At 43.4% G+C, this 25,950-nt stretch carries 24 protein-coding genes; 20 read left to right on the top strand and 4 right to left on the bottom strand.

Annotation, left to right across the window (positions count from 1 at the left end; all coding sequences use genetic code 11):
• Nucleotides 1-109 precede the first annotated feature (109 nt).
• Nucleotides 110-556, top strand: a complete 447-nt coding sequence (gene sirA / locus QY97_RS01420) for a sporulation inhibitor of replication protein SirA (protein WP_039232480.1) — start codon at nt 110-112, stop codon at nt 554-556.
• An 80-nt stretch (nt 557-636) separates the two neighbouring features.
• Nucleotides 637-855 (top strand): YneF family protein, encoded by a 219-nt coding sequence (locus QY97_RS01415; RefSeq protein ID WP_039232478.1) that lies wholly within the window; start codon nt 637-639, stop codon nt 853-855.
• 92 nt (nt 856-947) lie between these two features.
• On the opposite strand, the gene QY97_RS01410 is transcribed toward QY97_RS01415, so the two are convergent.
• Nucleotides 948-1,139 carry an aspartyl-phosphate phosphatase Spo0E family protein gene (locus tag QY97_RS01410; RefSeq protein ID WP_039232475.1) on the bottom strand — a complete coding sequence of 64 codons (192 nt, stop codon included), beginning with the start codon at nt 1,137-1,139 and terminating at the stop codon, nt 948-950.
• 201 nt (nt 1,140-1,340) lie between these two features.
• On the opposite strand from QY97_RS01410, the gene QY97_RS01405 reads away from it, so the two are divergent.
• Nucleotides 1,341-2,048, top strand: coding sequence for a cytochrome c biogenesis CcdA family protein (locus tag QY97_RS01405; protein ID WP_039232472.1), 708 nt, complete (start codon nt 1,341-1,343; stop codon nt 2,046-2,048).
• Nucleotides 2,049-2,113: 65 nt separating this feature from the next.
• On the top strand, nt 2,114-2,614 hold the full coding sequence (locus tag QY97_RS01400) for a CcdC family protein (RefSeq protein ID WP_082090059.1): 501 nt from the start codon (nt 2,114-2,116) through the stop codon (nt 2,612-2,614).
• Between the two features lie 43 nt (nt 2,615-2,657).
• Here QY97_RS01400 and QY97_RS01395 read toward each other — a convergent pair whose 3' ends face one another.
• Nucleotides 2,658-3,083: a DUF2621 domain-containing protein gene (locus QY97_RS01395; protein WP_039232468.1), complete on the bottom strand. Its 426-nt coding sequence runs from the start codon at nt 3,081-3,083 to the stop codon at nt 2,658-2,660.
• Nucleotides 3,084-3,245: 162 nt separating this feature from the next.
• Between QY97_RS01395 and QY97_RS01390 the strand changes: the two genes are divergently transcribed.
• From QY97_RS01390 to QY97_RS01360, 7 genes are all read left to right on the top strand, one after another.
• Nucleotides 3,246-4,391 carry an exonuclease SbcCD subunit D gene (locus QY97_RS01390; RefSeq protein ID WP_039232464.1) on the top strand — a complete coding sequence of 382 codons (1,146 nt, stop codon included), beginning with the start codon at nt 3,246-3,248 and terminating at the stop codon, nt 4,389-4,391.
• Nucleotides 4,388-7,516: an AAA family ATPase gene (locus tag QY97_RS01385; RefSeq protein ID WP_039232461.1), complete on the top strand. Its 3,129-nt coding sequence runs from the start codon at nt 4,388-4,390 to the stop codon at nt 7,514-7,516. Before QY97_RS01390 ends, QY97_RS01385 begins: the two co-directional genes overlap by 4 nt.
• Before the next feature lie 221 nt (nt 7,517-7,737).
• A complete protein-coding gene (locus tag QY97_RS01380; protein WP_039232458.1) occupies nt 7,738-8,331 on the top strand; it encodes an SCO family protein in 594 nt (197 codons plus the stop codon).
• Between the two features lie 230 nt (nt 8,332-8,561).
• The gene (locus QY97_RS01375; RefSeq protein WP_039232455.1) at nt 8,562-8,741 is read left to right on the top strand and encodes a hypothetical protein; all 180 of its coding nucleotides are present in this window, start codon (nt 8,562-8,564) and stop codon (nt 8,739-8,741) included.
• Nucleotides 8,742-8,980: 239 nt separating this feature from the next.
• Nucleotides 8,981-10,216 (top strand): PucR family transcriptional regulator, encoded by a 1,236-nt coding sequence (locus QY97_RS01370; protein WP_039232451.1) that lies wholly within the window; start codon nt 8,981-8,983, stop codon nt 10,214-10,216.
• A gap of 103 nt (nt 10,217-10,319) precedes the next feature.
• On the top strand, nt 10,320-11,432 hold the full coding sequence (gene ald, locus QY97_RS01365) for an alanine dehydrogenase (RefSeq protein ID WP_039232449.1): 1,113 nt from the start codon (nt 10,320-10,322) through the stop codon (nt 11,430-11,432).
• A 250-nt stretch (nt 11,433-11,682) separates the two neighbouring features.
• Entirely contained in the window at nt 11,683-12,180 is a 498-nt protein-coding gene (locus QY97_RS01360) for a hypothetical protein (protein ID WP_039232448.1), read from the top strand.
• A 62-nt stretch (nt 12,181-12,242) separates the two neighbouring features.
• Here the strand turns inward: QY97_RS01360 and QY97_RS01355 are convergent, their stop codons facing one another.
• The gene (locus QY97_RS01355; RefSeq protein WP_039232445.1) at nt 12,243-13,775 is read right to left on the bottom strand and encodes a solute symporter family protein; all 1,533 of its coding nucleotides are present in this window, start codon (nt 13,773-13,775) and stop codon (nt 12,243-12,245) included.
• Nucleotides 13,772-14,122 (bottom strand): DUF485 domain-containing protein, encoded by a 351-nt coding sequence (locus tag QY97_RS01350; protein ID WP_039232443.1) that lies wholly within the window; start codon nt 14,120-14,122, stop codon nt 13,772-13,774. Before QY97_RS01350 ends, QY97_RS01355 begins: the two co-directional genes overlap by 4 nt.
• A gap of 235 nt (nt 14,123-14,357) precedes the next feature.
• Between QY97_RS01350 and QY97_RS01345 the strand changes: the two genes are divergently transcribed.
• The 9 genes from QY97_RS01345 (at nt 14,358) to xsc (ending at nt 25,584) form a co-directional block, all read left to right on the top strand.
• On the top strand, nt 14,358-15,941 hold the full coding sequence (locus QY97_RS01345) for a coiled-coil domain-containing protein (protein WP_125444155.1): 1,584 nt from the start codon (nt 14,358-14,360) through the stop codon (nt 15,939-15,941).
• 246 nt (nt 15,942-16,187) lie between these two features.
• On the top strand, nt 16,188-17,699 hold the full coding sequence (locus QY97_RS01340) for a glycine betaine uptake BCCT transporter (RefSeq protein ID WP_039232441.1): 1,512 nt from the start codon (nt 16,188-16,190) through the stop codon (nt 17,697-17,699).
• A gap of 141 nt (nt 17,700-17,840) precedes the next feature.
• Complete coding sequence (locus QY97_RS01335; RefSeq protein WP_039232439.1) at nt 17,841-18,425, top strand: lytic transglycosylase domain-containing protein; 585 nt, start codon at nt 17,841-17,843, stop codon at nt 18,423-18,425.
• Between the two features lie 14 nt (nt 18,426-18,439).
• A complete protein-coding gene (locus QY97_RS01330; RefSeq protein WP_039232437.1) occupies nt 18,440-19,177 on the top strand; it encodes a thermonuclease family protein in 738 nt (245 codons plus the stop codon).
• 221 nt (nt 19,178-19,398) lie between these two features.
• A complete protein-coding gene (locus QY97_RS01325; RefSeq protein ID WP_052725833.1) occupies nt 19,399-20,445 on the top strand; it encodes a YeiH family protein in 1,047 nt (348 codons plus the stop codon).
• A gap of 97 nt (nt 20,446-20,542) precedes the next feature.
• On the top strand, nt 20,543-21,439 hold the full coding sequence (locus QY97_RS01320) for a selenium metabolism-associated LysR family transcriptional regulator (RefSeq protein ID WP_039232435.1): 897 nt from the start codon (nt 20,543-20,545) through the stop codon (nt 21,437-21,439).
• A 25-nt stretch (nt 21,440-21,464) separates the two neighbouring features.
• Entirely contained in the window at nt 21,465-22,190 is a 726-nt protein-coding gene (locus QY97_RS01315) for a GntR family transcriptional regulator (protein WP_039232432.1), read from the top strand.
• A 238-nt stretch (nt 22,191-22,428) separates the two neighbouring features.
• Nucleotides 22,429-23,790, top strand: a complete 1,362-nt coding sequence (locus QY97_RS01310; protein WP_039232430.1) for an aspartate aminotransferase family protein — start codon at nt 22,429-22,431, stop codon at nt 23,788-23,790.
• Nucleotides 23,791-23,814: 24 nt separating this feature from the next.
• Complete coding sequence (xsc, locus tag QY97_RS01305; protein WP_039232428.1) at nt 23,815-25,584, top strand: sulfoacetaldehyde acetyltransferase; 1,770 nt, start codon at nt 23,815-23,817, stop codon at nt 25,582-25,584.
• Nucleotides 25,585-25,950 lie beyond the last annotated feature (366 nt).

Below are 25,950 nucleotides of genomic sequence, written 5' to 3'. Positions count from 1 at the left end.
AAAATAAAGAATCGACAAAACTAGTGATTGTTTTTCCCAAAATTCAACAACTCCGGCAACAATTCTTTTCTATAATGGGAGAAAAGGACAAGCAGGAGGGATTGTGGGAATGAGGAGCTATCAAATTTATTGGATCGGTGAAGAATTTGCCCACTACTTCTATGGGCGTGAACATAGTTTTTTTCAGCTGTTTTTCGAGAGTACAATTAAAGGAAAAGAAGAAAAAAGTGTTATCGAGCGGCAGATTCAACATATCACACAGGAGTTTTCCTTAAGCGCAGTCGCTTCTGCCTTGAAAAAGGCACTAGGCGGCAAATCTGGTTTTTCGTCAGAGAGTGAATCGTTATACAAAGTAGAACTGCCGAAAGAAAAAGGAAAAGCAGTACTCCTGACAAAGAAGCATTGTCTTTACTTAAAGGCATCAGGCAGCTACGAAGCAGAAACGATTTTCTTCCATGCACTAAAGAAGTTGAATGCCTGCTTATTTGCTGTAGACTTCCAGCAAAAAAACTACGGCTGGCTCGCTCCGATCAAAAAAGAAATCCTCTTTAAGTAAGGAAAATTACTCTTTCATATTGTATAATGGTTTCCGGTTTAGTAAACTTTTATTAGACAATATGAAGGAGGAAGTATTTTATGTGGTATGTAATCGTCGGAATTCTGGCTTTTGCAGCTGGAATTGCGCTTGGATTTTTCTTAGCCCGTAAATATATGATGGACTACTTAAAGAAAAATCCGCCAATTAATGAACAAATGCTGCGAATGTTAATGATGCAAATGGGAATGAAGCCTTCGCAGAAGAAGATAAATCAAATGATGTCTCAAATGAACAAGCAATTCGATAATAATAAATAAAAGGGCGCTCAATATTGAGTGCTTTTATTTTGAGCTCATTGCGAGCATACAAAAAATGAGCACTATTCCTCAGTAGTTATCGGAATATGTGCTCATTTTTTGTATGGTTTATTAAAAGGCAGTGAAGAGACACGGGTGTACTTACTGTCATAGTGATTCAATAAATGATCGAGTTCCTGGCTGTACTTCACTGCCAGAGGGGAGCTTAAACCGTTAGCTGCCACAACCTTGAACAGCTCTGTCCGTTTTCTCTCGATGGCATCTAGCAATTCATCTTTGCGCACGGGTACGATTCCTTTCTGTAAAGTAATGAGACAGCTCTTGTAGTTTCTCTAGTATACCCAATCTTTTACTTTTTTTCAAAATTAAATACTTTCCTCTATTAGTTATTTATACAGAAAGGGGCTGCTTAGAGTTTATGAGGGTTTTTCTCCTCTCCAGCATGAAACTTTGTTACAATGTGAATGGAAAGGCAGGGAAGTACATTGACTGATATTAATATATTTTTAGCATTTGGAGCGGGCTTTCTCAGCTTCATTTCTCCATGCTGTTTGCCGCTGTATCCAGCATTTCTTTCTTATATCACCGGCATGAGCGTAAATGAACTGAAAAATGAAAACAATATGCTGCAGAAGCGAAGCATGCTTCACACCCTTTGCTTCCTGCTCGGATTCTCGCTGATTTTCATTGCTTTAGGGTTTGCTTCAAGCTTTATTGGTGACCTATTTGCCCGTTACCAGGACTTCATTCGACAAATTGGAGCCATCTTCATCGTCTTCTTCGGATTGGTTGTAACAGGTATTCTTCAGCCGACATTCATGATGAAGGATAGGCGAGTGGAATTTAAGAATCGGCCAGCTGGCTATTTTGGCTCTGTGCTGATTGGTTTAGCGTTTGCCGCTGGCTGGACACCTTGTACCGGGCCAATCCTGCTATCGGTCTTTGCATTAGCAGCGGCTAATCCGGGTTCTGGTTTATTGTACATGATTGCCTATACACTTGGATTTGCCATTCCATTCTTTATTCTGTCGTTCTTCATCGGCCGGATGAAATGGATTCGGAAGCATAGTGCAATGATTGTAAAGGTTGGCGGCTACATTATGATCGTGATGGGGATTGTTTTGTTCTTTGACTGGATGACGAAGATTATTATCTTCTTAAGTCCGTTTTTCGGCGGCTTTACGGGATTTTAAGGTCCCTTTGCTTTTTAGTGAAAATCAATTATAATAGCATAGCAAATGCATATGACAGATAAGGAATGATCAAAATGTGGATTGCGGCTTCAACCATTCTAGCGGTTCTTATGGGCATTGCCGCAATGATTGTGCGCATGAAAGCGGCGAAGAAACCAGCGTCAGCGAAGAAAATTATTTTGCCGCCGCTATTTATGAGTACAGGTGCCCTTATGTTTATCTTTCCGGTGTTTCGAGTGACACCTGTGGAATTATTGGAAGCTGTAGTGGTGGGAATGCTGTTCTCCATCTTATTAATAAAAACATCCAAATTTGAAGTTCGAAGCAGCGAGATTTATTTAAAGCGTTCGAAAGCGTTTCCCATTATTTTAATCAGCCTTTTAATCATTAGAATTATTGGCAAGGTAGTATTGAGCTCATCTGTCGATCTAGGAGAACTGAGCGGCATGTTCTTTATTCTCGCTTTCTCCATGATCCTGCCGTGGAGAATTTCTATGTACCTTCAATATCGAAAGCTGAAAACGAAAATGTCGAATGGTTCGCTGGATCATCAGACGATTCTATGAAGAAAGAGCCTGCTTATTAGAAAGCGGGCTCTTTTTTGTAGACTTAAAATAAGTGGTTATAGGGAGAAACATCAATTTGCATTTCATTGAGCTTCTTGCGCAGAAATTTATGGTCGCGTTTAGGAGTAGCCACAATATAGCCCCTAATAACTAAATCTTGGTTAATTCTTTTTGCTTTCTCTCTTAATGCGAGCTCGCCAATTTTTCCAGCGATTTTCTGGCGGGCGACATCCCGAAATAGCTCGGGGACCGGGCTGACAAGCTCTTCAAGCAGCTCTTTTTCAGGTTGCTGCCAAAGTTTTCTTGTTTTTTCGACGTAATATTCTTCCCAATCCATGTCTGATTTTCCGTCCGCTTTCGGAAGTCTCTTCAAAAATTTGCGGAACATAAAGAATCCGCCAATGGCAAAGCTTCCGATTAAAAAAAAGGTCCAAAAAAGAATAAAATAAGAAAACCAGCCTTCAAGCATGATAGCAACCTCCAAACTTATACTACCAATATTTATTATAGTCAAACATAAATCGAGGCACAACAGGAAACGGCCAGTTTAATGGATTCGGTTAAGAAGTGATTGGCGACGGAAAGAAATTTCGATACTATGATAGGAAGAGAAATTTTTGAGGTGAGATAAATGAAGTTTATACATACAGCTGACTGGCATTTAGGAAAGCTTGTACATGGAGTCTATATGACAGAAGAGCAGCGTGAAGTATTAGAGCAGTTTGCTAAAGTGATAGAAGAGGAGAAGCCAGATGCCGTTGTCATTGCGGGCGATTTATATGACCGTTCGGTGCCGCCGACAAGTGCAGTGGAATTATTGAATGAGATGCTGTTTAAAATCAATATTGAACTGGAAACACCGATCGTGGCTATTGCCGGGAACCATGACAGTGCTGAGCGGCTTTCCTTTGGATCATCATGGTTTCAGCACAGCAGGTTTTATTTGAAAAGCAAAGCGGATGATCAGCTGTCGCCGGTTCGGATCAACGGGGTCAATTTTTATTGTGTTCCTTATGCAGAACCGGGAGTCGTTCGGCAGCTGCTAGGCGATGATTCTATCCGGTCCCATCAGGAGGCTATGAAGGCATTGGTGGGCAAGATGGAGCAAGAAATGGATCATCGTGAAGTAAATGTGTTTGTCGGGCATGCATTTGTGCTTGGAGGACAAACCTGTGATTCAGAGCGGACGCTTTCTGTTGGAGGTTCAGGCTGTGTCAGCGCCGATGTCTTTGAGCCTTTTCACTATACGGCGCTGGGCCATTTGCATAGCCCCGATGCGATTAAGCATGATACCGTTCGCTATTCTGGTTCTTTATTAAAATACTCTTTCTCTGAAGCGAAACAGCGGAAAAGCATTTCGATTATCGACATAGATGACAAAGGGGTATTTTCCATCAAGGAACGGACATTGAAACCAAAGAAGGACATGCGCGAAATCGAGGGAACAATGGAAGAGCTATTGGACCCTTCACGAATCCAGGCAGAACAAGCAGAAGACTATTTAAAGGTTACGTTGCTGGATCAGGGAGCTCTGATTGATCCAATGGGGAAACTGCGCCAAGCCTATCCTAACATTCTCCACTTAGAGAGAAAGATAGAGCTGATCGACCAGCGGGAAAAGACAACCTATGCATTCGAAAGAGAAAAGAAGAAATCGGAGGTTGAACTGTTTGCTGATTTTTATCAGCAAATGACGACAGAAGACTTCACAAATGAAAAGAGAACCATCATGGAAAAAGTAATTCAGGAAGCACGTTTGGAGGCAGACCAGCGATGAGACCGATTAAGCTTACGATGCAGGCGTTTGGTCCTTATGCAGCCAGGGAGGAAATCGACTTTAGGCAGTTGGAGAACCGGACCATGTTCGTCATTTCTGGCAATACCGGGGCTGGAAAAACAACGATATTTGACGGAATCAGCTACGCTATTTATGGAAAGTCCAGCGGTGAGGAAAGAGCAGGGAATGAGCTCCGCAGCCAGTTTGCTGATGAAAGCATTCTGACTGAGGTGTCCCTTGAGTTCTCCTTAAAGGGACGGAGCTACGAAATTTACCGGGCCCCGCAGCAGGATAAGAAGAAAGAACGCGGAGAGGGCTACACGACGGTGACGGCGAAAGCAGAATTATATGAATTAAAAGCAGACGGTGAAAAAGAACTGATTGCAGCGAACGTTCGGGATGTTGATGAGAAGGTCAAAGAAATTATTCAGATCGATGCGAATCAATTCAGACAAATCTTAATGATTCCTCAAGGGGAATTCAGAAAGTTGCTTGTCTCCGACAGTAAAGAAAAAGAAAAGGTTTTGCAGCGGCTGTTTCATACTCAGTTTTATAAGCTGATTGAAGAAAAGCTGAAAAAGGAAGCAGATCAATTAGCAGAAAGGGTAAGGGGCAGCAGGCAGGAAAGGGAGCAGCTGTTAAACAGCATCGAGCCTGTTACAGAAAAAATGCAGCATCTCCTGCAGCAGGAGCCTCGTAATGAGACGGCTGTTTTTTCTCAGTTGGATGAGGAAATTCGCGTATTGAGAGATCATCTGCGAGAGGTTCAGCAAGAGATTAATGAACAGCAAACGGCACGTGACCAGCTCAATCAAGCCATTCATGAGGCAAAACGTCTTATTGAGCAGCTAAAGCACAAAGAACACCTCGAGGAAACAAAAAAGGAGCTCGAAGCTCAAAAGCCATTGATCGAGAGAAAGAAGGAAGACATTGAATGGGCACAAAGAGCCTGGAAGCTTGAGCAGCAGGAGCAAGTATGCTGGAAACTAAAGAAAGAGCTTGATAGAGAGAAGGAAAGGGCTGTGCAAGCGAACGCCGCGTTTACAGCCAGCCAGGAAGCATTGAAGAAAGCTGTATCAGAATGGGAGGAAGAAAGAAATAGGGAAGCCGAACGGAGCGAAGCAGCTGAAGCATTAAATGCCCTCCTAGCTCTAAGAGAACAAGTGTTCTCGCTTGATGAAGAGCAAGCTGCCCTTAGCCGTTTAAATAAGGAAGCGAAAGAATACGAGGAAAGGAAAGCCCAGCTTTCTTCACAGGGCAAAGAGCTGGAGGAGCGGCTTGAAAAGCTGGAAGAATGGATTGAGTCTTTAGACGGCTGGCAAAAGATACTGTATGAAGAAGAAAAGAAAAAACAGCAGGCAGATTTACAAATTCGTGTGCTGGACAAAGCTGCATGGACCAATCAGCGGCTGGAAGAATATCAGCGCCAAAGGGTGAAGGTAGAGCAGCAAGCGGTTGAGAAAAGACAGCAGCTTGCCGAAGCGGAGAAAAACGCCGCTTTGCTTGAGGAGAGCTGGCAGAAGCAGCAGGCGAGCATTTTGGCGCGAGCCCTTACTGAAGGCGAACCGTGTGCCGTGTGCGGGTCGACGGAGCATCCGCATCCGGCATCTATTCATCTTGATGCCCCGGAGAAGAATGAAGTAGAAGCAGCTAAACAGGAAACAAGGCGTTTAGAAGCAGCTAAACAGGAGGCAGAGCGTGAGCTGGATGCTCTCCTGATTCATGTTCAATCGGAGCAGGAGAAGGTGGAAGAGCTTGAAAGAGAAGCAAAGGAAGCCGGTATGCAAGTACATTGGTCACGTATGGCTGAGCAGAAAGCCGAGCTGATGGTCGTTCATCAGAGAGCCGAACAGGAAAGGAATCAAGCAGAGCAGCAATTGCAGCAAAAAGAAAAGTGGCTGGCCGAACGGCGGCAGTTGAACGCAAAGTGGAAGGAACAACGCGAGCAATTAGAAGAATACCAAAAGAAGGAGCTGGCTGCCCGGGAGGCGTATGCAGGCAAGCAGTCACAGGTGAAGGGACTGCTTGAGAAAATCCCGGCTCCAATTCGGGAGAAAGCGGCGTTTGAACGAGCGGTAAAACAAGCTGAGGCTAAAAAGAAGGAATTGGAAAGGCGTCTGGAAGAAGCCGTTCAAAGAAAGCAGGCCGCAGAAACAAAGCTTGCTGGAGCGGAAGCAGGCTTAAAGGAAAGAGAATGGGCACTCAAACAGCAAGAGGAACGTCTGGATGCCGAACGGGACCGCTTTGTTCAGCTGCAAACAGAGCAGGGATTTAAGAATTATAAACATTATGCAGACAGCAAACGCAGCGAGGATGAAGTAAAACAGCTGCAGGCTGATGTTAATCAGTTTAACGAGCGGTATCGCTCTGTTTCTGACCGGCTGCATGAATGGACGGAGAATTTAGAAGGTGTACAAGCACCGGACCTTTCCGACCTGTCAGCGAAGAAGGAAATTATTGAACAGCAGCTGGCTGAAAAAGATCAAAAGCGTATGCGCATTAATCATTTAATCAGCAATTACGACCACATCCAGACGCAGGTAAGGGCGATTAATGAAAAGCTAAAGGACCTGGAACAAGAATATGGCATTATCGGCCACTTGTATGAAATTTCTCATGGAAAGAACGTACATAAGATTACCTTTGAAAGGTACGTCCTCGCTTCTTTCCTTGATGACATTTTAACGGTAGCTAATGAGCGGCTCGTTAAAATGACAAGCGGCCGCTATACGCTTCATCGAAAGAAGGACCGGGCAAAAGGTAATGCTCAAAGCGGATTAGAGCTGCTGATATTTGATCAGTATACGGGCAAGGAGAGGCATGTGAAGACTCTTTCAGGAGGAGAAAGCTTCAAGGCGGCCCTGGCTTTGGCGCTTGGCTTAGCAGAAATTGTACAGCAATATGCTGGAGGAATATCGCTGGAGACTATGTTTATTGATGAAGGCTTCGGCACGCTTGATTCAGAGTCGCTCGATCAGGCGATCGAATCATTAATGGAAATTCAAGGTTCGGGAAGACTAGTCGGTTTAATCTCACACGTTCCGGAATTAAAGGAGCGGATTGATGCCCGCCTTGAGGTTGTCGCTACGCAAAGCGGAAGCTACACTCGCTTTCAGCTGACGTAAGTCCACAGCGAGCCTCTTCACAGAGGCAGGACAAATCATGTTCCTAGCTGGGCTGTTCTATTCATGAGTGAATAGAGCAGCTTCTTTATATAAGGACAAATAACATGAGGCTGTTCATAAATTGTTTAGAATAAAATACATACCAAGCATTGAGTTTGTATGACGTATCGCATAACATGAATGGAGAAGCGTACTAGCTTGCTTTCTAGGAGGGAAATAAAATGACACGATGGCGCAAGTATTTACTGGTCTCTGCGTTCACCCTGCTCTTTGTCCTCGCTGGCTGCGGAAATGATACTATTGAGCCAAATATGGATGTAAAACTGCAGGATTTTGAACATACGAATCAGAACAATGAGCAGGTCAGCCTTAACGATTTGAAAGGAAAGGTCTGGATTGCGGATTTAATTTTTACAAATTGTACAACCGTTTGTCCGCCAATGACTAAAAACTTAGCGGATTTACAAAAGGTGATTGAAGAAGAAGGCATTGATGATTATCATATCGTTTCTTTCAGTGTAGATCCCGAGGTGGATACACCTGAAAAGCTCAAGGAATATATTTCTTACTACGAAGTTAATGAGAAAAAGTGGGACCTTCTTACAGGTTATAGTCCGGAATATATAAGAGAATTCGCTGAGAAAAACTTTCAAACTTTAGCGATTCCAGATCCAAACTCTAATCAAGTTATGCATGGCACAAGCTTCTACTTGGTTAACAAAGAAGGAACAGTTGTAAAGAGCTATAATGGTTCAGAGGATGTACCGTTTGAGGAAATTGTTCAGGATATGAAAGTCTTAGCTGAGCAGGAATAACGCTAGGTATAAGCGCTGGCACAAAAAATGAGCCTTATTTTCGGCAGGTCATAATAGCTGCTGAAAATAAGACTCATTCTATTAATTTACCATATTGAAAAATAAAAACAAGACTTGATTTTTTACATTATTAACAAAAAATTCACAAATTTTTAATTGATTTTTTTTGTTAATTTGTGTAAGATAATTACACAGGATATTTTCTGAAAATTAAAAAAGGGGTGGAAAGAATGAACTACGGTGTTTACAAGTTCGGGTCATTCAATCAAGTCAAATGTGAATGCGGTTGGGAAGGTGTACGTGCAGATTTAAGAAAGGCTTTTGTTGTATTAGAGCAAACAAAATGCGGTACAATCTTTGATGCTGAAGATGTCTACATCTGCCCAGAATGCGGTGCAAGAAAGTATTAACCATTCTCCCGATATTTGCCTTCTACGAATTATTCATTTCCTATTTGCCTGCCAATCTATCGGATTGCCTGCTAATCTATTCACTTTTCAATTAAGACGGAGTAAGCCGAAGCGGCTGCTCCGTTTTCCTATGGACTCAAACATCCTAATTCCACGCGGATAGGTGAAAATACTTTTAAGACAAGCTTTATCATAATATAATATTTGTACGTGAATTTTGAGAGAAAGAAAGTGGTTATATGGAGAAAGCGGCAGAGAATTTCTTTTCAGGCCATTACGAGTCGCTGGAAACACTCGCTGATTTAATTAGTGAGGAGCTTGAGTGCCCGATTACAATAGAAGATGCTAACCATAGAATTATCGCCTACAGCCGGCATGAAGATGAAGTGGACCCGGTTAGAATTGCTACCATCATGAGGAGACGGGTGCCTGAGCATGTCATTAACAGCCTTTGGAAGGCGGGAGCCATTCCTAAATTGTTTGAGTCGGAGGAGCCAGTTGTTGTTCCTAAAATTGAACAAGTAAAGATTGAAGAGCGGGTGGCTATCTCTGTACGGAAGAATAAGGAAGTGGTTGGATTCATATGGGCACATCCACGTAAGCCGTTTGATGAGAAAAAGATTGCCATTTTGCAGGAGGCTGCTCAGGCGGTGAAGAATCAATTGATCCAGCGTCGAAATCAGCGCGAGAAGGCAGAAAAAAATGGGGAAGAGCTGCTTTGGAAGCTGTTAACTGGACACTTTTCCCGGATGAAAGACTTTGAGCAGGCGAATGAGCATTACCATTTGCGTGTAAAGGGGTCGCTTGCTGTTGTTATTTTTGACTTTATAGAGCCGATTACCCTTTCCGTCGAGCGGAAGGCGGGGTATCTAATTGAAACGATGCAGCAGGTTCCCGTAGTTGCAAAAACAGTTGATAATAGTCAGCTGATTTTATTAGTAAGACTTCCGGAGACAAACGAGTTTGAAGCGATGACAAACTTTATTGGGAATTTTCTTGAAAAAATGAAGGAACGCGGCCAAATGGCAAAGATTGTCCCTGCAGCAGGTTGTGTGGTTGATAATCCGTTGAAGGTGTCGGAAAGCTATCAGGAAGCATTATATGTATTTAAAATGAAGCAGCAATTTCCTGAAGCAACTGCGTCTATTTACAGCTATGAAAAGCTTGGAGTGTTTCAGTTTATTGAGGATTTAGCAGCGATTAGAAAAAAGAGCGGGTACCAAAATCCAATGCTTCAAAAGCTGAAGATGTATGATCGTGAGCACCATTCAAATCTTCAGGAAACCATCTTTGTTTTTCTTCAGCACGATGGCAATATTAATGAGGCAGCTAAAGCACTCCATATTCATGCCAATACCCTATCCTACCGTTTAAAACGAATATCTGAAATAGCCGGAATACAGCTAAAGGATGCGAATCAAAAGATGACGCTGTATTTAGACTTATTAATTCATCAGCTAGAGGGGGAGTTGTAGAAATTCACAAAAACCCCTCTCTTATTTTTTTATTTAGAATAATGAAAAAATTCGGATTCTATCATATTATTAAGTATATAGTGAAAATAAGGGAGATGTTGATATGATCATTGGTGTTCCAAAGGAGATCAAGAACAATGAGAACCGGGTGGCAATGACACCGGCAAGTGTCCCTACGCTTACCACAGCCGGCCATAAGGTGCTTGTAGAAGCCGGGGCTGGAATTGGAAGCGGTTTTACAGATGAAGAGTACAAACAGCTTGGCGCAGAAATCGTTGATTCAGCAAAAGCTGTTTGGGGACAGGCAGATATGGTCTTGAAAGTAAAAGAACCAATTGAGTCTGAGTATCAATATTTCCGCGAAGGTTTATTGTTATTTACGTATCTTCACCTTGCGGCAGAGCCGGCGTTAACAAAGGCTCTTGTAGAGAACAAAGTAACAGCCATTGCTTATGAAACCGTATCAGTTAATCGTACTTTGCCGCTTCTTTCACCGATGAGTGAAGTAGCTGGTCGGATGGCTGCACAAATCGGCGCTCAATTCCTTGAAAAGAACAAGGGAGGGAAAGGCGTTCTTCTCGGCGGTGTACCTGGTGTGCAAAAAAGCAAAGTAACCGTCGTCGGCGGTGGAATGGTTGGGACGAATGCCGCTAAGATTGCGGCAGGTCTAGGAGCGGATGTAACGATCATTGACCTCAATCAAGACCGCCTGCGGGAGATAGAAGATATTTTCGGATCAAGTGTTCAGACGTTAATGTCTAATCCTTTCAACATCGCGGAATCCGTGAGGGAATCTGATCTTGTTATCGGGGCTGTGCTTATTCCAGGAGCAAAAGCACCAAAGCTTGTTACGGAAGACATGGTGAAGGATATGTCCCCAGGCTCTGTCATCGTAGATGTAGCCGTGGACCAGGGCGGTATTTTTGAAACGGTGGATCGTGTGACTACTCATGATAATCCAACCTATACAAAGCACGGTGTCGTTCATTATGCGGTAGCAAACATGCCGGGAGCTGTCCCTCGTACGTCGACCATTGCCCTAACCAATGTAACTATTCCTTATGCACTTCAAATAGCTAACAAAGGTTTCGTTCAGGCTATTACCGATAATGAAGCATTAAAGCTCGGCGTGAACGTTTATAAGGGAGAAGTTACTTTTGAAGCGGTAGCAAGAGATTTAGGCTATGCATATAGAGAAGTGGGAGAGCTTCTTTAAATGATAAAAGGCCATCAGAAAAATCAATAGTTTACAACCTTGCTGCAGAGACAGCAAGGTTTTTTATGTCATTATTTTTACGAAATAGCCCTAAGATTAACCATGAATATATCATTTTTGTTAAGAACTATTCATTTCTATTAAGGTTCAAGCGCCTCCCTTCTTTATCAGTTATTCCATGATATAATTTCTGCAAGAAGTGAAGAAAAGATAAATTTTCATGAGAAATGATAAAGGAGGCAAGAGAGCGATGGAGAAAAAAGGGCATGCATTTTCTGTCAGTGTCTTGAAATGGGCAGCCTTTATATGTTTAGGTCTGCTTGTATGTATAGGCTCCTCGCTCTATTCCTCCTATAAAGAACAAATGAACCAAACAGCTTACGCTGAACAAATGGGAAAAGCGTATGAGAAAATGAGTAAGAATATACAGGAAGCAGAACAGCTTGTTTCCGATTATATAGAGGGGAAGGATTCCTCGGTCTCATCCCGCCATCTTCATGCCGTGAAGGAGCTCGAGAAAGAGGCGGAAGAGTGTCTTCTTATGATGGATCAATTATCAGATCCGCCGAGTGGAATGAAAGAAGCATACGCTCTTCTTCTAGATGCACATATTGCTTATAAGCAGTATGTACAGCTTGCCTTACATCCGCAGGAGCTGTCAAATGACTGGATGGATAAGGAAAGAAGACTGAAAGCGGAGCTGAACAGTCATTTAAAGCTAGTAAAGCAAAGAGTTGCCCAACGTTAAAAAGGATGAGCAGGCAGATAGCCGGCTCATCCTTTTATTATACGTCTAGCTCTGTGTGGGGTTTATAATTTTCCTTTAAACCCGGTATTGGCCTTTACAGCCACCTCGGCATATTTTTGCGCATCCGCTTTAGACGAAAGCACTGTACCAACATATCCTCCAAAGAAGCCTAACGGCACGGAGATGATAGCCGGGTTTGTCAGCGAAATGAGCGGAGTGCCGACGAAGATGGCTGTCCCTTCAGGACTAAATACGTTTGGACTGATAGCCACTAGCACTAAAGCTGAAATTAAACCTGTGAAAATAGCGGTTACAGCCCCTGTTGTGTTGAATCGCTTCCAATAAATTGTGTAGAGAATAACCGGCAAGTTTGCGCTGGCAGCTACACAGAACGCTAGAGAAACAAGGAAAGCGACATTCATGTTTTGAGCAAACAGGGCAAGTAAAATAGAGAAGACCGCCACGGAAATGGATGCATAACGGGCAGCAAGCATTTGCTCCCGCTCTGTAATCTTTCCTTTTTTAATAATCTGCCCGTAAATATCATGAGCAAAAGCGGATGCACCTGATAGAACGAGCCCCGCTACTACTGCCAAAATGGTAGCGAAAGCAACAGCTGAAACGAAGGACATCAGAATGTCTCCACCTAAAGCTTGAGCGAGCAAAGGTGCAGCCATGTTTCCTGCTTCATTGGCAGCCATAATATCTGTAGAGCCGACAAAGGCTGCAGCTCCGAATCCGAGGAAAATAGTTAAAATGTAGAAGATTCCAACGACCCAAGTAGCTACTACAACAGAGCTTCTTGCTGTTTTAGCATCTTTTACGGTAAAGAAACGCATCAGGATATGCGGAAGTCCAGCAGTACCGAGCACCAGCGCGATCATCATAGAGATCGTATCAAGAGAGTTTGTATACTTTAAACCGGGATTTAGAAAGCTTTCACCATGTGGAGTAGCTGTCTTCATTTCACTGAACATATAAAAGATATTGAAGTTGAATTTTGACAGGACCAGAACCGAAATAATGACCGTACCGATCATCAGAAGAACTGCTTTAATAATCTGCACCCAGCTAGTCGCTGTCATTCCGCCAAATAGAACGTAAATAGTCATCATGACACCTACGATTAATACAGCGATCCAATAATCAATGCCTAATAATAATTGAATAAGAGCACCTGCACCTACAAGCTGAGCAATCATATAAAAGATAACGATAGTAATGGTACTTAAAGCCGCCGCCGCACGAATTTTCTTCTGTTCGAAGCGGGCATTTATCATGTCAGCAAGCGTATATTTTCCTAGATTACGGAGCGGTTCAGCAACGAGATAAAGCACAACAAGATAAGCAACAAGGTAGCCTAGGCTATAGAAGAAGCCGTCGAAGCCGAACAAAGCAATCGCTCCAGCGATACCGAGAAAGGAGGCTGCAGATAAGTAGTCTCCGGCGATAGCTAGTCCGTTTTGCCAGCCTGTCAGTCCGCCTCCCGCGGTATAGAACTCACTCGCTGTGTTCGTACGTTTCGCAGCAAAATAAGTAACCACAAGTGTCAAGCCTACAATAACAACAAAGAATATTAGTCCAATGGCACTCATAGGGAACGATCTCCCCTTTCCTTCAGTTTAAACTCCTCAATGACTTCATCAGCCATGCCGTCGAATTGATTGGCTTTTCTTACATACAGCATGCAAAGAGTCCAAGTCATAATGAACTGGGCAAATGCAAAAACCCATACCCATGAGATGTCCCCGATTGCCGGTGCATTCAGTATAGTAGAGTAAGACGTCAGCACGGGCAATAAGAAGTAAAAGATTAAAAAGAATGCAGAAATCGGTACAATGAATTTGGTTTTCTTCCTTACCAAATCCTTAAACTTGGTGCTTTCAGTAATCTGTTCGTAGGTGACTTTGTCCGGAGAGGTTGAGAGCTTTTTGCTTTCCATATTCATCCTCCTTCACTTTTTTTACTGAAATAATGGAACATTCAGAATTATTATTAATTTTAAAGAGAGTCATTCGTTTTTGCAATCGCTTTCAAAAAATAATTTAATATATCGCGCGACAAAATCCGACAACATCTTTTAGAGAGATACCTTCCTTCGGTTTGTAAATGTCATCTTTTCTGCTTTTAGTATATAATGATACGTAAATAATCTGTACAGATTGGACGGATGAAAGATGAACGCAGGAAGACAGTTAGCTCATTCATTTCTATACTTGAGAGGAACCCACCTACGAATGGTGTACGTTATGCTGCATGAGCTGAGCTTTTGGGACCTCGTTTCTTCCAAGACGAAGGATCTCGTTTCTAAAGAACAGTCTGCTCATTTTTATGAATGGCTTGAAAAGGAAGCTGATAAGCTGAATGTAGTGGAAGACCAAGAGCTCCAGCTCGATTTGCAGCTGGAGTTAAGCAAAGCGATGAAGATTCCTATGCGCACGCTTGAAAATCCTTATCAGATCATTAAGCAGTGCGAGGATATTATTGAGGAAGTGTTTCATCAGCTTCATAAGCAGCAAAAGGACTTTCGCTCTGCCTACGAGCGGTCTGTAGAAAAGAACAAGCTTGAATTTCTTATTCATTGGGAGATGACGGAGCTGTTCTCCTATTTAAATGAAAAGCGCAAGAAGGAAGAGGAAGCTTCGGCGACTGTTTGGGCTCGAGAAGTTTTACAATATGTAGAGCAGCTTCCTTCTCATCAAAGTGAACAGTTGAAACATCAGCTGAATATAGTTGAGTGGACGGAAAAAGAGGCGGGGGCTGCTCTAGAAAGAAACCCTCTTCTTCTGTTCACTATGATTGTAAAGAAGGCAGGGTTTGGCTTTTATAAATACTTGCTGCATTCCTTCGCAAAGAAGAAGGAAGCAGGAGCTGCCGAAATGGCCGAGGCTCCATACTTTTCGGGATTGATGGATCCAGACTTGCTGCTTCCGCTTATTTTTAGGAGCGGAAATATTTTATACCGTTATCAAAACCTTCTATTTAATAAAGGGTTGCTGCCGGTGGTGCTTCTTGAGACGGCGCTTCCTTACCTTGCGGATCAAGCTGAAGAAGAGGTAGATGACGAAAAGCTTGCTATTATCTCTCAATCGTGGAATTGGCGGCTTGTGAATTATAAGAATATGCTTCGGGCTGTCAATGAAATGATCCAGAAGCAAAATGATTGGAGTAAAGGGTTATCTATCCTTAAAGAGGAGCTAAAGGAAGAGGAGTCTGCTTTTCAGCAAGCGGAGACTTACAATAAACAGCTTTACGAAAAATTGAAGAACCTCTTAAAAAAAGACCCGGCCCGGCCATACTTTGGCGAATTGAGCGTGAAAAACAACAGGTACCAGGAAAGCTTGAAAAGAATAGAAGAAAAGATGCAGAAGCAGGCGGAGTCGAAGAAAGGCATTATTCGTAGTGTATCCAAATTTATTAAATCAAGCTATTATCAGACCGAAAAGATACAGCTAGAAAAAAGAATTGAAAAAGTATTTGATGAAATGACGGCTCTTGTACTGGAGAAGTATCAAAATTATGAGCCAAGGTTAATTGAGGAAATATACGCCTCGAATGAACAGCTGGCCAGGCTGCAAACCAAGCAGCAGGATCTCCAGCAGAGGATCCGAAAATTTGAGACGAAGCTTGCGGAAGTGAAGCGGCAAGAGAAAGAGACGCGAAGTGATATTGCTGAGGCCGAAAAGCGGACGTACGGATTGTCTCAAATGTATAGGCTTGAAATGGAGAAAGAAGCAAATGCACATACTGATGCTAAATAAAAATCACGGATCAACAACGGCCTCTTAGCCGAACGGCGGATAAGAGGCTCTTTTTATGCGAACACTGGCATGAAAAGCGGGAATAAGGGGAAGTTATACATTATATGATTATCATCTTGCTTGATAAATAAGACTTTATTTGTTAAGGTGTTAATCGTTGTCGAATAAAATCGATCTGCTTCGACAACATACTTTCCCGTTCCCAAGTGCATTAATCAGTCTATCTGGCAAAGAAAGGAGAATACTGTGAAGAACATTTCAAATGTATTTTGGATTACACTTGCGCTCGTGTTGGCTTGTGTTATTTTCGGGGTAGCTGCTCCAGCTACATTCGAAGAGATGACAGCGAATGTGCAGGCTTTCATTACATCCGCTTTTGGGTGGTATTATTTAATTATAGTATCTGTTATTGTTTTATTTTGCGTATTTATGATATTTAGTCCCGTAGGAAGGGTGACATTAGGAAAACCAGGTGAGAAACCGGAATATTCCACACTATCCTGGTTTGCAATGCTGTTTAGTGCAGGTATGGGAATTGGTTTAGTATTCTGGGGGGCGGCGGAGCCGTTAAGTCATTTCGCCAGCGATCCTCCATTGGCAGAACCGGGGACGGACGAAGCATTAAAGGATTCGATGCGTTACACATTCTTTCACTGGGGAGTGCACGCGTGGGCCATTTACGCCGTTGTCGCCTTGTCTCTTGCTTATTACCAGTTTAGAAAAGGTGAGCCAGGGCTTGTCAGTGCTACATTGACGCCTGTACTTGGGGAAAAGGCTAGAGGGCCGCTTGGAACAGCAATTGATGTCATGGCTGTTTTTGCAACAGTAGTTGGGGTGGCCACAACGCTTGGTTTTGGTGCTGCTCAAATTAATGGGGGACTCTCCTATTTATTCGGTATTCGGATTGACTTCATGACACAGCTTATTATCATCGCCATTGTAACCGTTTTGTTCATAATTTCAGCTATGAGCGGACTTGGAAAAGGAATTCGAATCTTGAGCAACACAAACATGGTGTTAGCGGTAGCTCTTTTTGTCTTAGTGATAATAGTGGGGCCGACTCTATTTATCCTAAACCTGTTCACCGATACGCTCGGGACTTACGTTCAAAACATAGTAAGAATGAGCTTCCGAATCGCACCGTTGGATGAGGACAGCCGGACATGGATTAACGGCTGGACGATCTTCTACTGGGCTTGGTGGATTTCCTGGTCGCCATTTGTCGGGATCTTTATCGCCCGGGTATCAAGAGGACGATCTGTACGGGAGTTTCTTATCGGTACGCTGCTCGCCCCGGCTATCGTCAGCTTTTTGTGGTTTGCTGTGTTTGGCGGAACAGCGATGGATATGCAAATGGCGGGAGTAGTGGACTTAACTCAAAATGCGACAGAGGAAGTATTATTTGCTGTCTTTAATGAGCTTCCGTGGTCCTCTATTTTATCAATCATTGCCGTTTTGTTAGTCAGCACATTTTTCATTACATCAGCGGACTCAGCGACCTTCGTGCTTGGCATGCAGACAACACACGGCTCACTCACACCTCCGATTAAAGTGAAGCTGACGTGGGGGATTGCCCAGTCGCTTATCGCGGTCATTCTCTTATATAGCGGAGGACTGCAGGCATTGCAGAATGCATTGATCATTGCTGCCTTGCCGTTTTCAGTCATTATGATCCTGATGATGGTGTCGCTTTACCGCTCATTTAGCGCAGAAAGAAGAGAGATGCTAAAGGCGTTACGTCCTCGAGGAAAAAAGTAACCGTACGAAGCGGATAAGGTTTATTGGTTTAACCGTCTTGCGAAGCAAGGCGGTTTTTTGTTTGGGATATTTGTCACTTGAAGTTTTTGCGTTAGTTTTCTAATATAGATGAAAATTGACTTTCCATTGAAGGAGAACATCATGGCAAGAAGAAAATTTAAACGATCAGTAAAGAAGGCGGCGTTTCTTTTATTTATAGCGGCAGTCCTGCTGATGGTCTATAATCAAGCGAAGCAGATGGAGAATCATATGTTCGGGTTACCAGTGCCAAGAGAGTACATACCTATTTATCAGGCAGCTGAAAGAGAGTATGGTGTGCCTTGGGAGTTATTGGCGGCGCACCATAGAGTGGAGACGAAGTTTTCAACAATGGATCCTATGGTTTCCCCTGTGGGGGCGGAGGGGCATCTCCAGTTTATGCCCTGTACCTTTGTAGGTTGGAGTCATCCGACTTGCAGCGGCTTAGGGAAAGGAGATATCCCGGAGGAGGAGAAGACTGATCCGAATGTAATCCGAAAATACGGCGGATATGGAATTGATGCAAACGGCGACGGAAAGGCAGATCCTTACGATATTGAGGACGCTGTGTTTAGCGCTGCCTCGTATTTAAGAGAAAATGGCGCAGCGGATGGAGACCTGGAAACGGCGGTTTATGCCTATAATCACAGCAGGGAATACGTGGAAGATGTGCTTCAGTACTATGAGGAATATACATCGAGGGAATAAAGAGGTATATACATATGAAACGAAACTGGATATTTATCGCCATTGCTGCTTTCTCTTTAATGAGCGGCTGTACGTTAAGTGAGACAGCAGAGGATTCAGCAAGCCGTTTATCGCATACAGTGATGCAGGAGGAGCAGACAGTTACAGGAACCGTTACTTATGTAGTAGACGGAGATACATTTGATGTAAAGCTTTCAAATGGAGAAGAAGAGAGAGTTCGTATGACACTGGTGGATACACCAGAGACGAAGCATCCGCGGCTGGGGGTCCAGCCGTTTGGACAGGAGGCCGCTGCTTATACGAAAGAGAAGCTAAGTAATAAGGAAGTATTATTAGAATTAGACGTACAGGAACGGGATCAATATGGCCGTCTTTTAGCATATGTATGGCTGCAAGATGAACTGGTGAATGAGAAGCTGATCAACAAAGGGCTGGCCCGCATGGCGGTTTTTCCGCCGAATACAAAATATGTCGACCGCTTCACAGCGGTGCAGCAAAAGGCTCAGCAGGAGGGAAACGGTATCTGGTCGATAGAGAATTATGTAACAGATCGAGGATATAACAGTGAAGCCGCAGAGAAGCGTCCGGCAGCCAGGGAAAGTGACTGTCAAATTAAAGGAAACATTTCAAGCTCGGGAGAAAAGATTTATCATGTACCCGGAGGCCAGTCCTATGAGCAAACGAAGCCGGAGCAGATATTTTGTACTCGGGAAGAAGCAGAAAGAGCGGGCTTTCGGGCAGCTAAAAGGTAGCCGCCAGCTTAACGGAAAAGAGAATAGACCTTGTCTGCGCACTCCGAAGTGAAGAGGGCAAGAACGATATAAACGACCTAAACAGCAGGGTCGTTTTTTTATGCTTTTTTATTGTCTCCTTCTTTGCCATGAGAGAATGCAATAACACTTATCACGTAATCAAAATAGCAAGTGTCCAAAACTGTGATACGTTTAATATAACTAAGACGGAGGTGAGCAGAATGGAAGCGCCAAGCATGCGGGTACAATCGGAAAGAAGGCAGGTGCCGAAGCGGGAAGGAAAGGAGAGGGGAATTGCCAAAGGGATTGCCTTCACATTAATGATTGCAGCTGTTGCTGGATTGATTGCCAGGCTGCCTTTCTTCGAGATCATGGGAATTATGATCTTATCAATTTTGATAGGCATGGTTTGGAAAAACACGGCCGGAGTGAAGCTGGATTATCAACCCGGTATTCAATTCAGCAGCAAGGTATTATTGCGGGCGGGGATTATCTTATTGGGCTTTCGGCTGAACTTGCTGGATATTGCCGCTGCGGGATATGCTGTGCTGCTGACAGATGCTCTTGTTATTGCTTTTACTATGAGCTTTATTCTGCTGCTGGGAAAAGTGTTTAGGCTAAATAAGTATTTAACCGTTTTAATAGCCGCCGGTACAGCGATCTGTGGAGCAGCAGCTATTTTGGCCGTTGCACCTATTATGAGGGGAAAGCAGGAATATACAGCAATTGCTGTTTCTTGTATTGCGATACTCGGGACGGTCGGTGCTCTAATGTACATTTTTCTCTTTCCGCACCTTCCTATTACAAAGCATGAATACGGTATATTGACGGGAGCTACCCTTCATGAGCTGGCACATGTGGTCGCAGCAGCTGTGCCAGGGGGAGCAGAAAGCAGTGAGTCAGCTGTTCTCGTTAAGCTTGGCAGGGTTCTATTATTAATTCCTGTTGCTTTACTAATCAGCATGCTTGTGAATAGAAAGGAGTTAGCCGAAAAAGGGTTAAAAAGCTTACCAATCCCTTGGTTTATTTTCGGCTTTTTGCTCGCCAGTTTCGTGAATACATTAGCACCTATTCCGGAGCAGGTAATTGCTGTTTTATTATTGTTAAGCACGTATTTGCTGGCAATGGGAATGGCTGGGCTCGGGTTAAACGTCAACTATAGAGACTTTTCCAAAGAGGGCATTAAGCCTGTAGCTGTGGCCGTGATCGGTTTTGCTGGACTATTGGCGCTTTCTCCGCTCATCTTGCTGATTTTCCGCCTTTTATAGCACGGTTTCTTCTATTATCTTATTAAAAGTAAGTTGAAGATTAACAATCTATGACGCATAGACTATAATTAGGAAAAGGAGTGAAGGGGGAAACATATTGAACCTAGAACATCTGCGGCTATTCTATGCGGTAGCGAATAATAAAAACTTTTCTCAGACAGCGAAGGAGATGCATATTTCCCAGTCGTCGGTCAGCTTGCAGGTGAAGCATTTAGAAGATGTGCTGCAGGCAAAGCTATTTGAACGCACAACAAAAAAGGTGGAATTAACCCCTGCTGGAGAAATTCTATATGAGAAAGCAGGAAAAATGCTTTTTTTGATGAATGAAATTCAAAACGAACTGCAGGCGCTGAAAGGGGAAGTGACCGGCCGTTTAAATATTGGAGCCAGTCTAACTATTGGTGAGCATGTGCTCCCGTTTTTAATTGCGAAATATAAGAAAGCCTATCCTCTTGTTGATGTTCGTTTGAAAATGTGCAACTCGGAACAGATCATAGAGAAACTGTATAAGCACGAACTGAACTTAGGGTTTATTGAATCAATGTTGTCTTACCCGAATATTAAGCAGCTTCCTTTTCAGGAAGATGAATTGATCTTGGTGGCTTCAATGCACTCAAAGATTGTAGAAGAAGGAGATTTGCCTAAAGAAGCACTTGTTTCCCTTCCGTTTATTATTAGGGAGAAAGGATCCGGAACAAGGCAGGTAATGGAGGACTGTCTCCGAAGAAATGGTGTCAATCCTGATCAGTTAAATACTACGTTAGAGCTTGAACATACAGAGTCTATCAAGGGTGCTGTGGAAGCAGATTTAGGTGTATCGATTATTTCGCGGTCCGCTGTGAAAAAAGAATTACAGCTCGGCACGCTGAGGGAAGTGAAGGTAGAGGGTGTTCGGCTGGGAAGGCAATTTTACATGGTGTATTTCGAAGGAGCGCTTCAATTGACGAGCGAGAAGCTAATCGATTTTATCATGCCTCAGCGGCAGAAGCAGTAAGTAAAACAGAAAGGACGGGATGCTTATGGAAAAGTTAAACCCAAAGAACCCTATACCACTCCATATCCAATTAAGAGATAAAATAGAAGGTCTTATTAAAGAAGGATATTACCAAACAAAAATTCCAAGTGAACGGGAGCTGATGGAAGAATACGACGTAAGCAGAAGTACGGTAAGGGAAGCTGTTTCTCATTTGGCAAGGGAAGGAATTGTTGAAAAAGTACATGGAAAAGGAACCTTTATTTCTTCAAGAGCGATCCAGGATTGGTTAAGTTCTCTAACGAGCACGACGGAAACAATCCGGAACATGGGAATGACACCAGGAGCCAAGCTCGTTGATCATGGAACGATTATCCCGCCTAACGATATTATTGCAGCGACCGGGCTTAAAGAGGCTTATTTCATTAAGAGAATCAGGTACGCGAATGATATCCCGCTGGCGATTGAACTTCAATATTATCCTATGGAAATCGGTGAGAAGCTGGCCGAACTGGATATTGATGAAGGAACGCTCTTTGATTTGATTGAAAAAGATCTGGGCATCGTGTTCAAGGAGGCAGAACAGTTAATTACAAGCGGCTTTTTAGCACCTGAAGATGCAAGGCTTCTAGGCATATCAGAAACATTTAGCGTGCTCAACACGGAGCGCAAGCTGGTTGATCAAGCAGACCGGCTCATTGAATATTATGTTGCTTCTTTCCGTGCGGATATGTATTCATTCCGTATTAAGCTAAGCAAGAAAAGCAGCTAATGACTTTTTGCCGCCCTATTAAAATTGCAAATAGATAAAAACAGAAATTACAATAAGTAATATTTTCAGAATTAATTGAATATTTTAAAACCATGTGGTTTAATTTAATTAACAACTAGAAAACAGAATCAACTGGTACGGACAACATGACGACATTATCACCCCTCGTACGGTTGGATCACAGCAGCTGGATGAAATAAAGAGGTTGACAATCCATTAGTTAAAGGGGGCAGATTCGATGACTAAATTAGAAGTCCAGGATAAACAAAAGCTTATCCAGAAGGATCAGGATCACCTTTGGCATGCAATGAGCCGTCATGTTGAGGGAGGCCAGCCAACCATTGCTGATTCAGGCAAAGGAGGCTGGTTTACCGACACGGAAGGGAAACGCTACTTCGATGGAGTTTCGGGCTTATGGTGCTTGAACCTTGGACACGGTCAAGAGGAGATTGTAGAGGCAGCAGCAGAACAAATGAGAAAGCTGTCCTATTTTCCTCTAACATTAAGCCATCAGCCAGCCATTGAACTGTCAGCTAAAATAAGCGAGCTGTTAGGAGACACGTATAGAACATTTTTCTCCAACAGTGGTTCGGAAGCAAATGAAACCGCTTTTAAGATTGCGAGACAGTATCATCAGCAGAATGGAAATCCCGGAAAATATAAATTTATCTCCAGGTATCGGGCTTATCACGGTTCTACTCTCGGAGCATTAAGTGCGACTGCCCAAGCGAATAGGCGAGTGAAATACGATCCAGGCGTCCCGGGTTTTCTGCATGTGCCGCCTCCATACAGTTACCGCAATCCGTTCGGAGAAGGAACGAACTGCGATCAGGCTGCAGCTGACATGATTGATCAAGTCATCACCTGGGAGGGAGCAGAAACAGTTGCCGCTGTGATCATGGAACCATTTATCTCAGGTGGCGGTGTAATTATTCCATCCAATGAATATTTGAAACGAGTAGCTGACATCTGTCAGAAACATGATGTGCTTCTTATCGTCGATGAAGTGGTTTCCGGATTCGGACGTACAGGCAAGATGTTCGGATTCATGCACTCAGAGGGTGTACAGCCGGATATCGTAACGATGGCAAAAGGACTAACGAGCGGCTATCTGCCTCTTGGAGCAACAGCTGTCCACAACCGGATTTATGAAAAATTCAAAGAAAAAGGCACAGACAATCACTTGCGCCATGTTTCTACATACGGCGGCCATCCGGCAAGCTGTGCTGTTGCATTAAAGAACATTGAAATCATTGAAAGAGAAGGAATCGTTCCGCGAGTTGCGAGGCTTGGGGAGACATTATTAAGCAGACTAAACGAGCTTGCTGCCCACCCGTTTGTTGGCGAGGTACGGTCTAAAGGTTTCTTATATGGGCTGGAGCTGGTTAAGGACAAAGCAACGAAAGAGCCTCTTTCAGAAGAGATAATCGGCAAGATCATTAGCGAGTGTAAACAAAAAGGCTTAATCATCGGCCGAAATGGCGACACGGTGCCAGGCTTAAACAATGTGCTTATCGTGGCTCCGCCGTTAACCTCCACAGAGGAGGATTTGCACTTTTTGGTAAATACGATGTTTGAGATCTTTAACGGCATAAAATAATTGAAGAGAAGGGTAGGGATATAAATGGTTAAGACGGAAAAAGAACTAAGAGTAATGCAAGGCAAAAAGTTGAAAATGACACCGAGCGAGGCAATTGTTGAAACATTACTTGCTGAAGGAATTGACCAAATGTACGGCATTTTGGGCTCTGCCTTCATGGATATGCTCGATCTTCTGCCAACGGCAGGCATTAAGTTTATTCCGGTTCGACATGAGCAAAGTGCAGCTCACATGGCTGATGCGTTTACACGCATTACTGGAAAAGCAGGAGTCGTGATTGCCCAGAACGGACCGGGTGTGACAAATATGGTTACATCAGTAGCGGCCGCTAATATGGCGCATACGCCTATGGTTGTCATTTCACCGTCTGCAGGTACGAAAACAATTGGCTGGGACGGATTCCAGGAATGTGACCAAGTATCTGTATTTGATAAAATCACTAAGGAAACCGTTCGGGTCACTCATCCAAGTCGTGTCGCCGACTGTCTGCGCACAGCCTTCCGCCTCGCATACGCAGAAAGAGGACCGGTTCTTTACGACATTCCCCGCGATTATTTCTATGGCGAAGTAGAAGATTATATTTTGCAGCCATATCAATACCGCGTAGAAAAGAAAGGGTACGGCGATACCCGGGCGATTGATCAGGCAGTAGAATTACTGAAGGACGCGAAGAATCCAGTGATTATTTCCGGAAGGGGCGCGGTTGACGCAGAGGCTATTGATTTAGTAAAAGAGCTTGCCGAAAAGTTAAGTGCACCAGTCGCTGTTTCTTACATGCACAATGATGCCTTCCCTGCCAATCATCCGCAGGCTGTTGGACCAATCGGTTATATGGGATCCAAAGCAGCGATGAATTCTTTGAAGGAGGCGGACGTTCTTCTAGCGATCGGTACGAGGCTGTCTGTCTTTGGTACACTACCGTGCTATGATATTGACTATTTCCCGAAAGAGGCAAAAATTATTCAAATCGATATCAATCATCGAAATATTGCGAGAACTCATCCAGTGGAAGTAGGTATCCTCGGGGATGCGTATGATGCAACGGCAGAAATCCTGAAACGTCTAAATGACAGCGGAGCTTCTTTCAAGCCGGATCAAGACCGTCTGCAAAAGATTGCTGATAGAAAAGAAGCATGGCAAAAAGAATTAGTAGATTTAGCCATGGTACCAGGCAATCCAATGAACCCGCGCCGTGCCTTACTGGAAATCAACCGTGCCCTTCCAGAAGGAGCGGTTGTTACTTCAGACATCGGAAATACATCATCTACTTCCAATTCTTATTTAACATTTAACCAGCCGCGCAAGCACTTAGCTGCTCTAACGTTCGGTAACTGCGGATTTGCTTACCCGGCTGCTATGGGAGCAGTTCTAGCTGATCCATCTTCACCTGTATTCTGTATAGTTGGAGACGGGGCATGGGGAATGAGCCTTCACGAAGTAAGTACAGCTGTTGAGCAAAGTTTGCCAGTTATTGCCTGCGTATTCAATAACGGTGCCTGGTGTGCAGAGAAGAAAAATCAAGTTGATTTCTATAATAACCGATTCGTTGGAGCGGACATTGAAGGGCCGAACTTTGCGGAAGTAGCAAAAAGCATGGGAGCAGAAGGAATCCGTGTCGACAATCCAGAAGATCTCCAAAAAGCAATTGAAACGGCCCTCGCAGCTAAAAAGCCAACCGTCATTGATATTTTAGTCGATGGTACGCAATTAGCACCTCCATTCCGTAAGGATGCTCTGCAAATGCCAACTCGTCTGCTTCAAAAATATGCACACCTTGATCATAAAAATTGGTGATAAGAGGGAGGAGCTTGTGATCAAGCTCCTCTTACATTGTTAGCAACGCTTTTTACTTTGCTTTAATCAATTCGCCATCGGTAAGAAAAGTTTCACCCTATCTCAATGAAAATTAGTTCAAGCGCCCAGCAATTTTTACTGTCATTCATCATGTTATATAGAAAATATGAATTGATAAACTGTTTAAAGGTGGATGACAGATGGCAAAGAAGAATCGGGGGAAACTGTTAAACAAGCTGCCTGCGAGAGGGCGGGGAAAATGTCCGCTATGCGAAAAAACAGGAATTAAATTGTTATATCCTTACAGAACGGAAACAAATACTTTGATCCAAGTATGTAAGAATTGCAGAAAGAAATAATATCCTT

The organism is Bacillus thermotolerans, assembly GCF_000812025.2.
GTDB lineage: Bacteria > Bacillota > Bacilli > Bacillales > Domibacillaceae > Quasibacillus > Quasibacillus thermotolerans.
Note: the sequence above shows the minus strand (reverse complement) of the source record. Positions and strands in the feature narration are given on the sequence as shown.

Excerpts from the sequence above, each read along its gene's own strand:
- sirA (WP_039232480.1), top strand. The coding sequence starts at position 110 with ATGAGGAGCTATCAAATTTATTGGATCGGTGAAGAATTTGCCCACTAC.
- QY97_RS01415 (WP_039232478.1), top strand. The coding sequence starts at position 637 with ATGTGGTATGTAATCGTCGGAATTCTGGCTTTTGCAGCTGGAATTGCG.
- QY97_RS01400 (WP_082090059.1), top strand. The coding sequence starts at position 2,114 with ATGATCAAAATGTGGATTGCGGCTTCAACCATTCTAGCGGTTCTTATG.
- QY97_RS01395 (WP_039232468.1), bottom strand. The coding sequence starts at position 3,083 with ATGCTTGAAGGCTGGTTTTCTTATTTTATTCTTTTTTGGACCTTTTTT.
- QY97_RS01390 (WP_039232464.1), top strand. The coding sequence starts at position 3,246 with ATGAAGTTTATACATACAGCTGACTGGCATTTAGGAAAGCTTGTACAT.
- QY97_RS01385 (WP_039232461.1), top strand. The coding sequence starts at position 4,388 with ATGAGACCGATTAAGCTTACGATGCAGGCGTTTGGTCCTTATGCAGCC.
- QY97_RS01380 (WP_039232458.1), top strand. The coding sequence starts at position 7,738 with ATGACACGATGGCGCAAGTATTTACTGGTCTCTGCGTTCACCCTGCTC.
- QY97_RS01375 (WP_039232455.1), top strand. The coding sequence starts at position 8,562 with ATGAACTACGGTGTTTACAAGTTCGGGTCATTCAATCAAGTCAAATGT.
- QY97_RS01370 (WP_039232451.1), top strand. The coding sequence starts at position 8,981 with ATGGAGAAAGCGGCAGAGAATTTCTTTTCAGGCCATTACGAGTCGCTG.
- ald (WP_039232449.1), top strand. The coding sequence starts at position 10,320 with ATGATCATTGGTGTTCCAAAGGAGATCAAGAACAATGAGAACCGGGTG.
- QY97_RS01360 (WP_039232448.1), top strand. The coding sequence starts at position 11,683 with ATGGAGAAAAAAGGGCATGCATTTTCTGTCAGTGTCTTGAAATGGGCA.
- QY97_RS01355 (WP_039232445.1), bottom strand. The coding sequence starts at position 13,775 with ATGAGTGCCATTGGACTAATATTCTTTGTTGTTATTGTAGGCTTGACA.
- QY97_RS01350 (WP_039232443.1), bottom strand. The coding sequence starts at position 14,122 with ATGGAAAGCAAAAAGCTCTCAACCTCTCCGGACAAAGTCACCTACGAA.
- QY97_RS01345 (WP_125444155.1), top strand. The coding sequence starts at position 14,358 with ATGAACGCAGGAAGACAGTTAGCTCATTCATTTCTATACTTGAGAGGA.
- QY97_RS01335 (WP_039232439.1), top strand. The coding sequence starts at position 17,841 with ATGGCAAGAAGAAAATTTAAACGATCAGTAAAGAAGGCGGCGTTTCTT.
- QY97_RS01330 (WP_039232437.1), top strand. The coding sequence starts at position 18,440 with ATGAAACGAAACTGGATATTTATCGCCATTGCTGCTTTCTCTTTAATG.
- QY97_RS01325 (WP_052725833.1), top strand. The coding sequence starts at position 19,399 with ATGGAAGCGCCAAGCATGCGGGTACAATCGGAAAGAAGGCAGGTGCCG.
- QY97_RS01315 (WP_039232432.1), top strand. The coding sequence starts at position 21,465 with ATGGAAAAGTTAAACCCAAAGAACCCTATACCACTCCATATCCAATTA.
- QY97_RS01310 (WP_039232430.1), top strand. The coding sequence starts at position 22,429 with ATGACTAAATTAGAAGTCCAGGATAAACAAAAGCTTATCCAGAAGGAT.
- xsc (WP_039232428.1), top strand. The coding sequence starts at position 23,815 with ATGGTTAAGACGGAAAAAGAACTAAGAGTAATGCAAGGCAAAAAGTTG.